Source organism: Pseudomonas batumici (genome assembly GCF_000820515.1).
GTDB lineage: Bacteria > Pseudomonadota > Gammaproteobacteria > Pseudomonadales > Pseudomonadaceae > Aquipseudomonas > Aquipseudomonas batumici.
In genome coordinates, this window is sequence record NZ_JXDG01000058.1 from 138,656 (window position 1) to 150,592 (window position 11,937).

The window sequence follows — 11,937 nt, forward strand, 5'->3', positions numbered from 1 at the left end:
GAGTCAATTCGAATAAGGGGAACCGAAGGGGCTGACCGGCAGGGCCATGGGCCCGGTCATGTCCTCGAAGGTGTAGCGCAGGTACAGGCCGCCACTGAGCTGCCGGTAATCGCTGGAGTTGTCCACGCCCAGGGTGCCGCCGAGGAAGAAGCTCGAACCGAACTTGTACTCGCCGGCGGCATTGAGGCTGTAGCCGATGCCGGTCTTGCTGTTGCTGCCGTAGCCGGTCAGCCCGGCGGCCGTGGCCCGTGGTTGCAACTCGCTGTGGCCGGGGAAGACCTCGGCGCTGTCCTGGCCGATATGCTGGACACCCACCGAGCCTTTGATCCGGTAGGTGAAGCGCTCGGTGCGTTGCGACCAACTGATCGGCACGCCCAGGGCGAAGAAGGTCTGCGGGCTGAAGTAACCGCCGTGGCCGTAGGTGTAGAAGTCCTGGTTGTTGGCATAGGTCAGCGCCGAACCGCTCAGGCCCAGGGTGAGGATGCTGTCGGGGGCGTTGCGCAGGTACCAGTAGATACCGCTGCCCAGTTCGAAGCGGTTGTTCGACTCGACGTTGTTGCCCAGCAGCACATGCGCCGAACCGTAGCCGTAGGCACCGACTTGCTGATCGTCATAGCTCAGTTCGCCGCGTACGCCGTTGGCCGTCACACCGCCCCACTTGTCCCCGGTGCGCGAATCGCGGGAGCCGGCAAAGGAGGTCACGCTGTCGGTCACCGCCCGGCGCGAGACACTCACCCCGTAGCGGTAATCGGAATTGCCGTCGAAGGGCCGATTGAGGCTGACACCGCCGATCGGCGTGCTGTAGAGGAAGCCCATGGGACTGACGCCGAGATCGGCCTTGAGGCCTTGCTCCTTGTCCCGGTAGGCCACGGCCACGCCGACACCGTTGGCTGTCTGCGAACCGACGGGGTCCAGGCCGCTGGCTCCGAAACGCGCCTGGGCAGATTTGGAGCTGTCCGGGCTGCCGGAAGACAGTGACACCGGGGTGATCTGCAACGCCATGCTGGCGCTGTTGTCGCCCACCGGCACGCTGACTTCGAACGGGGCCTCGATGTCCGTCAGCTTGCTCAGGCCCTTTTCGCCGTTGTTGCTGCGCACGGTCAGGCCCTGGGCGACATAGCCGGTACGATCCTCGACGATCTCGTTCAAGGCCCGTTGTGCCGGGCTCAACGTCGGGCGCGGGGTGCTTTCGCGGGCGTAGGGATTGTCGAAGGCATTGGCCGCCACTAGGCCGCTCCTGCGTTCGATCGCCGTCGGTACCGCGTCGCTGTCGCCGCTGCCCAGGCCCACACCCAAGCCTACGACCGGGGCATTGACCGGCGGCGGAACCTGGTTCGCCGACGCCAGGGCGGTCACCTGGCTACGCTGTCCGGGCAAGCCGACGAAGGGGTTGGCGGACTGCGCCGGGGCTTGCGCGGGCGCCATGACGTAGAGATCCTGGCGCTGGCTGTCTTCGATCTCGATGGCCTTGCGCAGCAGCTTGCCGGCCTCACCGGTCTTGCCCATGCCACGATAGATCCGTGCGGAAGCGGTCAGGGTCTGCGGCACCCCGGGCTCCAGCTCGAGGGCCTTTTTCACCGATTGCTCGGCCAGGTCGAAGTCTCGTCCTTGCAGGGCGATATCGGCCAGCCCCAACTGCAGTTTCGCATTGCCCGGGTCGGCCTTGATCAGCGGTCCATAGAGCTCCCGGGCCTTTGCCGTATTGCCGCTGGCGGCATACATGCGCGCCAGGGACGATACCGCCTGGCTGTCGTTGGGCCGTTGCTTGAGGGCCGGCGACAGCATGTCGAAGGCCGCCACCAGGTCGTTCTTTTCCCGCAGCTGATCGGCCTGCTTGACCCGGTAGAGAAACAGCAGGTCTTCATAGCGTTGGCTGGCGGTCTCGTTCATCGGCTTGCCCTGCAAGTCCCGCAGGATATCGCTGGCCTGCACGTCCTGGTCGGCCTTGAGCAGCACCCCGGCATAGAGCAATTGCAGGTCGGGGGTCGACGGCGATTTGTCGAGCAACTGGCGCATCAGGCTGACGCCCTGTTGCGGGTTGCCGGCTTCGGCATAGGCAGCCGCCAACACCGCAACCCGCTCGGGCTTCTGCCCGGCCAGCGGCTCGCAGCGCGACAGCAGGGCCCAGGCTTCCTGGCGCTGGCCACGGCGGGCCACGTCCACCGCCAACTCGGTCTGCAGATGCAGACGGATATCCAGCTCCATCTCATTCATGTCGCGGCTGCGCTTGGCGGGCGGGATCCGCGACAGGGTGCGCTGGGCCTTGCTCCACTCACCCAGTTCGGCCGAAAGCAAAGTGCTGGTGTAGAGCGCGTCGGGCTGATCGGGTTGTTGCTTGAGCAGTTCGTCGATCAGGTCGCGGGCCACTTGGGTCTGGCCATCGCGCAGGTAGACACGGGCCAGGGCGAAGCGGGTCCAGGGATTTTTCGGGTCGTCAGCCAGCGCATCCTTGTAGGCCTTTTGCGCCGCCGCCAGATCACCGCGACGCTCCGCCAGCTTGGCTACCTGGATGGCGCGCAGGGCGCGAATTTTCACGCTGGGCGCCAGGCGTGCCTGGTCCGCCGCCGACAATCCGTCGATCAGGCGCAACGCCTCGTCGGACTTGCCGCTCCGGGACAGTACGTTGATCAGCCCGGCTAGCGCCTCTGGATAATTCGTCGTGCGCGCCAGCACCTGCCGGTAGCCGGCCTCGGCGGCGTCCAGTTGCCCGGCCTGGGCCTGCCAATTGGCCAGGGCCGTGGGACCGGCCGGCTCGGCGGGATTCTTGGCAATCGCCTGTTCGATCAGTTCGCGGGCCTGGGCCTGGCGACCGCCGCGCTGGGCCTCGCCGGCGTTGTCCAGCAGGATCCAGTAGCGCACGTCCTCGAGGGCTGCGTTCCACTGCGCGCCGCCCGGCAGGCGAGTGGCTTGCACCAGGTAGCTTTCGGCCTCGCCCAGGCGCTTCTGCTGCTGGCGCACGATGCCCATGCCACCGAGGGCATCGTAGTCGTTGGGGCGTTCCTTGAGACGGGTCTGCAAGGCCTGTTCGGCAGCGGCGATATCACCGCCATCGAGGGCCTTGAGACCGCGCGCCACCTGCGGGTCGCGCTGCCAGCCGGCACCGCCGCGCCCCTGGGCGATGCCCTTGTCCATGAGGGCACGGATCTCGTTGTCGCTGGGGTGCGCCTGCAAATACTGCTGGAACAACGACACCTGGTCGCGGGACGGCGGCCCCAGCCATTGCAAGGCGAAGCGCCAGGTCTCGTCGGCGTTGCCGCCGATGTCCGGGTTGTGCGACAGGCGCGCCAGGGCGCGAATGCCTTCCGCACGACTGTCGGGGTTGCGCGCCAGGTGCAGGGCCAGGAACAGGTCGAGGATCGCGTCGTCGGGGCGTTCCCGACGCAGCCGCTCCAGGCCCGCGCGGGCCTCGGGCCAACCGCCGGTGGCAAAGCCCAGGGTGTTGTAGTACTCACGGGCGATCAGGCCTTGCGGCGGGTGTCCGTCGAGCAATTGCCGGTACACCGCCACCGCCTTGTCGCGCTCGTCGGCGTCGCTCAGTTGCCGGGCCTTTTCCAGCAGTTGCTGCTTGTCGTCCGGGCTCAGGGCGATGTCCTGCTCCAGTTGCAAGGCCAGGCGCGGCAGCGGCTTGATCGCCTGCAACCGGGCCAGGTACTGGCGGGCACCGTCCAGGCGCTTGCGTTGCAGGTCGATCAGGCCCTGGCCATAGAGCGCGTCGGGCTGCTCGGGGGCCAGGTTCAACAGCTTGCTCCAGGCCTCGGCGGCCCGGTCGGGATGTTCCTTGGCCTGCCAGTAGTAACCCTGCTGGATCAGCAGCGACTGCGGGGTGCCGAGATCGGCGGCCAGTCCCGGCAGGGCGACCAGCGCGGCGCACACCGCCAGGGCTAGGGTTTGCTGGCGCATGGAGCCTCCCAGGACACTTTCAAGGTACCGTCCTTGTTGAACTGATAACGTTTTTCGCTCCAGCCCAGTGAAAACAGGCTCAGCATCACGTGGTAGTACTGGTGCTGGTTGTAGGCCGGATCGGCGGGGTTGCTGTAGTGCGCGATGGCCTCGTCGACGATGCGCTGCTGCTGGTCCGCCAACAGCGGCAAGCCCTTGGCCCGCAGGTAGGGCACCAGGGACGCGGAGAAACCGTAAGGGCCGATGCCCTCGGTGACACCGGTGATGACCTGGACCTTTTCCGGCGGCACGCCGGTGGAGGCGACGGACTGGGCCATGCCGTCGAGACTGTCGAGGATCGGCTTGGCCAGCGGATCGGCGGACGAGGTCATGCCGGCCCACAGGTAGGTGCGGATGGCGTCGTAGCTGCCCTGTGCCGAGGTGAACTTGTCGACCACGAACATGCCCTTGTTGACGTCCGTGCCCCGGTAGCCGACCCAGTCGGGCACGAAGCCGAAACGGTTCATGTTCTTGTCGGCGATCATCTTCGCGGTGCTTTCGGCGATCTCCTTCCAGGCACCGGACGGGCTCTCCCGACTGAAGCGCCGTAACAGCGGGATCGGCATATAGCTGGCGTTGAAACGCCAGAGCTGGTCCGGGTGCTCGTAGCCGACCGGGCCCGGCAACAGCATCTTGCCCAGGCCCGGGATAGTGCGGACCAGGGTCTTGTCCAGGTTGTTCAGGATCCGCTGGGCGTCGCTGCGGTACTCGGGTTTGTGCCACAGGCGGTCGGCCTCCAGCAGCGCATAGGCGATCCAGAGGTCGGCATCGCTGGCGGAGTTACTGTCGAGCACACTCCAGGTACCGGTGCTGGTCAGGCCCCACAACCAGCCAGGCAGGTTCTGCGCGATATTGGCGCCGGCCATGTTGTCGCGGGTCCAGTGCCACAGCGTCTCGAAGGTCAGCGGATCGTTGCCGACCAGGGCGAAGAACATCCCGTAGGCCTGGCCTTCCGAACTACTCTGGTTGGGGTCCATGCTCGACCCCAATAGGCGCCCATCCTTCTGCACGAAACGCTCGGCGTAGTTTTTCCACAGCGGCCAGTTCTGCAATGAACAGGACTCCGCCTGCGCGGCCATCGGCGCCAGCAGCGCCAGGGACAACAGCAGTCTGCGCAAACTCATGACAGGCGCTTCTGCGCACGGGCACGCAGGAACAGGAACAGCAGGCTGGCAATCAGCAACAGTCCCAGCACGGTCACCAGCAACATCCAGTGCATATTCTGCGACAGCAGCCATTGCACGCGCTTGAACAGGTTCAGCTCGCCGACGTAATACTGTTCGTCGGCCACCAGCGAGGTGACCTCCGTCCCCTTCACCACCGCCAGGCTACCCTGGAGGCTGTCCTTGTAGGCGTCGCCGCCGATCATCGCGGCCGTGGCCTCGGCCAACCCCTCGGGCCTGCCACTGGCAATCACCACCACGCTGCGACCGGACTTGAGCGGCGATTCGAAACCGGCCAGGTAAGTGCTGCTGCGCGGACCGCTGTAGCTCACGCTCAAGGTCGGCTTGCGCTGGTTGGCCGCCGGGTCCGGGCTGATCCACTGGCGCACGCGCAAGGTCAGGTCGGACAACGCGAAGCGATGGCTGTCGCCCGAGACGCCGGCCGGCAAGCGGTCGATCCACTGCTTGAGCAACGGCTGGTTGTCGCCCGAGGCCAGCACCAGCAGGTCCTTGTCACTGACCGACTGCACGTCCGCGGCACTCACCACCTGCACGGCCGTGGCCGGGTAGCCGGTGGAGTCGCCGAAGCGCCCGAGCACGGTCAGGTAAGCGCCCCACTCCGCCGGCCCGCTGCCGTCGGGCAGCACCACGGCACTCTGCGAGAGGTCGGCCAGGCGAGTGAACGGGAAGCCGCTGTCGTTGAACACACCCAGGTTCGGCAAGGCGATGTAGTGGTTGTAGCCGCTCAGGTCGAGGGTCGAATCCGGGTCGACCAGGCCGCGCATGTTGTCGATGATGATGTCGCGGCATTCGCCCTGCTTGATGTAGTCGAACATGAACCGCAGCTGCAATTGCGAGCGCGCACCGGCGGAACCCAGGGGGATGCGTACGACGGCTTCGCGGGGCAGGCTTTCATCCTTCTGCAACAGCGTCAGCAGGCTTTCGCCACCACCCAGGCTCTTCATCGAAGGCAGGGGCATCGACTTCATGAAGGTGTTGTTCAGGCTCACCAGCAAGGAGGAATTGTTCGACTCCTGCTGGGGGGTGTAACGGTATTTCAGGTCCAGCCGGACGCCTTCCTCGCGCCAGTTGAACATGTCCGGCGGCAAGCGCAGCGGCACGCTGATGGAACCCGGGTTGTAACCGGACACGCTGAGCAGCTTGGGGTCGAGCAGTTCGCCGAGCTTGACCGGTCGATCGGATGGCAGCCAGTTGGGTGCGTCATAGGGCTTGCGCGGGGCCAGCGAATCCAGATGGTCGATGACCACGCTGTTGCCCACCAGCGCCTTGCTGCCCAGGGCCACCGCCGAGGCCGCGAGCTTGAGTTCGGCACTGTCGCGGCCGGCGACGATCAGGAGCTTGCCGCGGGGGTCGCCGGGATGGGCCACGAGGGTGACCGTCGGGCCCTTCGGCGCAGGAATCGCAAGCCCACCCAGCCGCACGGCTTCCTTGCTCTCGACCAGGACAATGGCGTTGCCCTTGTCCGGCAGTTGCCCCACCTGGCTGGTAAAACTGGCGCCGCGATAAGCCGCCAGGGCCCCCAGCCACGACGACAGCGCACCGGCCCCTTCCAGGGCGGCGTGATCCGGGGCCTTGGCAAACACGAACGGCAGGTTCAATGGGCCCGCGTCGCGACGGTCGAAAAACGGCAGCGGCAGGATCGACAGATCGTCCTTGAGGGGAATCGGCGACACGTTGAGTTCAAGCTGCGAGCTGTTGTTGATCTTGGCCCACAGGCTGCTGTGCTGCGGGTCTTCGCACTGCATGGTGTAGTGCCCGATGAATTGCAGGCGCAGACGGTTGAACTCGGTGATCAGGTGCGCCGGAATATTCACCACCTGCTCTTGCGGCTTGCCGGCGCCGTCCTTGGGCAGCGCCAGGCTGGCGGCCACTTCATCGTTGACCAGCACGTTGATCTGCGACAGGTCGGCCAGCAATGCCGGCGAGTAGCTGTAGCGCAACAACAATTGCGCACTATTGACCACCTCGTCGGCGCGGATGTTGAAGCTGACGCTGTCGGCCGCTTCCACGCCGTGCAGGTTCATGGTGTCCAGGCGCCCCAGCTGCTTGAGGGTCAGGTGGTGGCTGTAGCTGCCGAGCGGCGCTTGCGGCGCGACGTTGGCTGGCGCGACAGGCACCGCCGCGGCGGTTTCGGCCCAGGCGTTATGCACCCACCCGCCCAGGCACAACGCGGATGAGGCCAGGAACATGAGCGGACGGCGAGTGTGGCGCAGGGCGCCGCGGGTCAACGGTGTGTGGGTCATGACTTGTCCATAAGTGATGAAAGCGGTTTCAACGGAGCATTTTTTCTGACAACTGGGGTCGGGCGGACGGACGCCTGTCGATCGGCCGGGCGCCGACGCGCGGGCAACAACAGCGCCTTGACCAGCGTGCCCATGCCAGCCAGGCCGATGGCGCTGACCTCGCGCAAGGCCGACAGCGGGGTATCGAGCTTGCCGCTGCCCCAACTGGTGGCCCAGGTGTCGGCACGGGAAAAGGTCATGCGCACCAGTTCGCTTTGCTGGCGCAGGGTCAACGGATCGAACAGCGCGCCCATGTAATGCCCTTTGCTGAACACCACGGTGGTGTCGAACTCGCAGGTGGCGGTGCTGCGGAACAGCGTCACCCGCACCCGCTCGCCGGCCGTGACCGTGGTACCCGCCGGCAACTTGATGCCGAGTCCGCGCTGGGAGAAGTCCTGGGTCACGCCATACACCGGCGTGCCATCGGGCAGTTCGACCTTGACCGGCAATTCGGCGCTCACCCGCGGTTCGGCGCGGATCTGCCGCGACTCACTGGCCACCGCCACCGCGGCACTGGTGATGATCAGGTTGTAGAGGGTCCAGAGGGCGTTGATCAGCACCGTGATCGCCGTGGCGGGATCGCCCCAGATCCATTGGTGGACGGCAAAGCCCAGCCCGGTGAGGTTCAGCAACAGCAGGACGATGTAGGGCCAGGCCAGTTTCCAGTCGAAGAACTGCTGGTCGATGATCCCGCCCTTGTCGGTGACGTTGAAACCGCCGAAGCCGGGCTTGATCAGTGCCATCAGCACCGGCGGCATGATGTACCAGGCCAGCACCGTCTCGTAGACCTCGTTCCAGAACGAATGCCGGAAACGCCCCTGGATACAGGAATTGGTCAGGTTGGAATGGAACAGGTGCGGCAGCACATAGGCGGTGATCATCAGCGCCGAGGCGTGGAAGATCTGCGCACCGAAGATCAGGTACGCCAGGGGCGCGGTGAGGAACACCAGGCGCGGCAAGCCATAGAAAAAGTGCAGCATGGCGTTGGCATAGCAGATCCGCTGGCCGAGCTTGAGACCCTTGCCCATCAACGGATTGTCCAGGCGGAAGATCTGCGCCATGCCCCGGGCCCAGCGGATACGCTGGCTGATATGCCGCGACAGGCTTTCGGTGGCCAGGCCCGCGGCCTGGGGGATCGCCAGGTACGCGGTGTTGTAGCCGGCCCGGTTGAGCTTGAGGGCGGTGTGGGCATCCTCGGTGACGGTTTCAATCGCCACGCCGCCGATTTCTTCCAGCGGCTGGCGCCGCAGGATGGCGCAGGAGCCGCAGAAGAAAGTGGCGTTCCACAGATCGTTGCCATCCTGCACCAGCCCGTAGAACAGCTCGCCTTCGTTGGGCACGACGCGGAAGGTCTTGAGGTTCTTCTCGAACGGATCCGGCGAAAAGAAAAAGTGCGGTGTTTGCAACATCGCAAGCTTGGGGTCCTTGAGGAACCAGCCCATGCCGATCTGCAGGAAGGAACGGGTCGGCACATGGTCGGCGTCGAACATGGCGATGTACTCGCCATCGGTCACCTTGAGGGCCGCATTGAGGTTGCCGGCCTTGGCGTGGGCGTTATCGGCACGGGTGATGTAGTTGACGCCGATGCTCTGGCAGAACCTTCGAAACTCGTCGCGACGGCCGTCGTCCAGCACATGCACCCGCAGCTTGTCCTTGGGCCAGTCCATCGCCTGGGCGGCGAAGATGCTCAGCTTCACGATGCTCAAGGCTTCGTTGTAGGTGGGGATGAACACATCCACCGTCGGCCAGTCGCCGGGATCGGCGGTGAGCAGCACTGGCCGACGGCGCAAGGGCCAGGCGGTCTGCACATAACCGAAGAGCAGCACCACCAGGGCGTAGATCTCCGCCAGCACCAGGCCATAGCCGAAGGCGATGTCCAGCCAGCCTTCGAAACCGATGGTCTCGGTCAGGCGCCAGTACATATAGCGCAGCGAGGCGATCAGTGACGTGACGACCAGCAACAGGATCGGCCAACGTCCCGGCATGCGCTTGACCAGCAAGGCCAGGCCGAAGCACAGCGCAGCAAACAGGCATTGGCTGTAAAGGTCCAGCGGTGCGCTGACGATGCTGAGCAGCAACAGCCCGCCCACCAGCGAGCTGCCCAGAATCAATGTCTTGCGCAATGCCCCCGGCCATCGATTGAAGCGCGCCAGCCAAGCGTTGAGGCACAGTTCGGAGCGCCCCGGGAGATGGGGCGTGAGGTTTGGATCGCGGGTCATGACAAAGAGGACTCTTGCGTGCCGTACATGAGCAGTTCGCACAGCGAACCTGTGAGGTCGAGGACGTCCTGACAGCCTCGGGTGCTTGGGGTATGCGCCAGCGGATTGCGGTCGTACGCCAAGGCTTCACTGATGAAATGATCCTGGCGGATCACGCCCAACAGCTGCTGCCCTGTTCTTTTCTTCAGCACCTCGCACAAGTCGAGGCTGAACTGGCGGGACGTGTCCAACTGGTTGATCACGACTTTGTATTGCGCGGGGCTTTCCCGTTGCAGGTAGGGCGCCAGCAGCCGGTCCAGCTGGTTGAGGCTGGTGTAGGCGGCCGCATCGGCCAGGGTCACCCCCAGCACCACATCGGCGATTTCCAGGGCCTGGGCCAGGTACACCGTCGCCCCTGGCGGGGTGTCGATAACCACCGTGTCCTGCTCATCCAGGGCCAGGTGCGCCAGATGACGGGCCAGCCAGAAACGATCGTTTTCCAGGCGCTGTTCCACGGTCCGACGGAGCGGCCCGCTGGCAACGCCATAGGCCAGGCAACGGCTGCCGGCAAAGCCTTTGCGGACCAGCGGCTGCCAATCTTCGTCAGCGCTGTCGGACGCGGCGATGCCCGGCCAGTCCTCGCTGCCGCCCAAGTGCAGGCACAAGGCATTTTGCGGATCCAGGTCGAGCGCGAGCGTACGCCCGCCGGCACGTTTGATCGCGCAGGCCAAGGCGGCGGCCAGGGTGCTCCTGCCCACACCGCCCTTGGCCGAAACCACGACAATGACCTTGGCCTTGAGCCTTGGCGCACCTTGTTCAACGGGATGCTCGGCAGCCACGCCGCCGCGCTGTTGTTCGATTTCCAACAGCAGCCGGCTCAGCGGCGTGGAACCGACCTGGGCCATGGAGGATGACGAGATGACACTCGAGGGTTCGGCTGGCTGAGGCGCGCTGCTGGCAGCCAGCGGCTCTGGCGCGGGGATTTCGCAGGCTGGCTGCGCCGTGCTCATGTCAGGATTGAAGAGCTCCACAGCCTCTTCGATGTAGTCGTAGCTGGGTTCGATTTCCCGATAGCTCTCGACACTTCCCCCAAATCGATTGAACAGATTCGCAATGTCATCTGAGCGGTGCATGTAGGTATCCCTTCTTACAATCAGGTTCAACTCAAATGTCAGGGGACAAGCACACGTCTATTCGTACATTCCATTGCCAATCCTTCATATCAATTTGATAGTGTCATTATTTTGTTGTCCAATAGATTTTCATCATAAAAATTTTGACACTCGCCAATAATTTGGCGAATTCGCTCAACCCATTCATTACTCAGGGGTAAATTTGCCTCAGCCGATGCCGCCGACCGGTTGAGCCGTGACAACGGTGCGTGGGTCCAATAGATTAGGCGCCCTGAAATGCCCAGGGTATTTCGAGCCTCACCCCAGTCAAACGACACTGAAATAGCGAAATTTCGATGCCTGATTCCCATACCGATGAAGCCGTAACCTCCTTGTCCGCCAAGCGCGAATACGAAAACGCTATCCATCTTTCCCAGCATGTGCCCCAGGCCAAGACCATCAGCGAGATGGTTCTCGACGCCTTCCACACCTCGAAAGAAAGCGACCAGATTCGCGAACTGCGCGCATCGATCCGCCAGGCGCACGACCGTTTCGACGACGACAAAGCCTACGAACTCATGGGCCAGCTCAAGCAACTCAAGGACGCCGAGGCCGCCGACATCGCGGCCCTGGAAGACCTGAGCACGAAATTCCCGATCAGCCGGATCCTGTCCAGCTACAAGGACGATCCGGCGTTCCAGGAACTGGTCTATGGCCTGGCGCTCAAGGTGCTGAACCAGACTCACCAGGCGGTGAGCAACCCCGGCGCCGGCAAGGGCAAGGCCGCGCGCGCCAAAAAGGATGCGCCGGTATTCGTCATCAGCAAGGCAGACGTCAGCGTCACCTTCCCGCTGCGCACACCGCGCACCAAGGCCAATGCCGATCGCGAAGCGTTCGAATTCCTCGGCTTTGCCTTTGCCGGACACGGCGACCTGGCCGAATTGCTGAGCGAGACCTTTGTGGATAACGAGGGCAACGAACAGCCGGCGACCCGCCAGAACATCATCACGGCGATTCAGCAGCAGACGGCGTTTGCGGGGTACAGCGTAGTCCAGCAATGACGATCCGCCGCTGAATGGGAGCGGTGGCGAATGAAAAGGGGCTGATGCGTTTCAAGGTCAGCCCTCCCGACTCGCTTACCTCTATATTTCCCACAACAAACGGTACAGTATTACCGTGCCATAGACCCCCGCGTCCCAGCTTTTGGCCCGTGACACCCCAA

Annotated in this window: 6 protein-coding genes; 1 reads left to right on the forward strand and 5 read right to left on the reverse strand. The window is 64.3% G+C overall.

The genetic code is table 11. The features are described 5' to 3' along the window. Window positions 1-3: 3 nt before the first annotated feature. The 5 genes from UCMB321_RS22315 to bcsQ are packed head-to-tail and all read right to left on the reverse strand — an operon-like array spanning window position 4 to window position 10,736. Window positions 4-3,900: a cellulose biosynthesis protein BcsC gene (locus UCMB321_RS22315; RefSeq protein WP_040070680.1), complete on the reverse strand. Its 3,897-nt coding sequence runs from the start codon at window positions 3,898-3,900 to the stop codon at window positions 4-6. Next, window positions 3,882-5,063, reverse strand: coding sequence for a cellulose synthase complex periplasmic endoglucanase BcsZ (bcsZ, locus tag UCMB321_RS22320; protein ID WP_040070682.1), 1,182 nt, complete (start codon window positions 5,061-5,063; stop codon window positions 3,882-3,884). Before bcsZ ends, UCMB321_RS22315 begins: the two co-directional genes overlap by 19 nt. Further along, a complete protein-coding gene (gene bcsB / locus UCMB321_RS22325) occupies window positions 5,060-7,366 on the reverse strand; it encodes a cellulose biosynthesis cyclic di-GMP-binding regulatory protein BcsB (RefSeq protein ID WP_040070684.1) in 2,307 nt (768 codons plus the stop codon). The genes bcsZ and bcsB overlap by 4 nt, the downstream gene beginning before the upstream one ends. Beyond that, a complete protein-coding gene (bcsA, locus tag UCMB321_RS22330; RefSeq protein ID WP_040070685.1) occupies window positions 7,363-9,624 on the reverse strand; it encodes a UDP-forming cellulose synthase catalytic subunit in 2,262 nt (753 codons plus the stop codon). The genes bcsB and bcsA overlap by 4 nt, the downstream gene beginning before the upstream one ends. Next, a complete protein-coding gene (gene bcsQ / locus UCMB321_RS22335) occupies window positions 9,621-10,736 on the reverse strand; it encodes a cellulose biosynthesis protein BcsQ (protein WP_040070687.1) in 1,116 nt (371 codons plus the stop codon). Before bcsQ ends, bcsA begins: the two co-directional genes overlap by 4 nt. A 335-nt stretch (window positions 10,737-11,071) precedes the next feature. Here bcsQ and UCMB321_RS22340 point away from each other — a divergent pair, with 335 nt between their 5' ends. Further along, complete coding sequence (locus UCMB321_RS22340; RefSeq protein WP_040070689.1) at window positions 11,072-11,776, forward strand: hypothetical protein; 705 nt, start codon at window positions 11,072-11,074, stop codon at window positions 11,774-11,776. The last annotated feature ends 161 nt before the right edge of the window (window positions 11,777-11,937 follow it).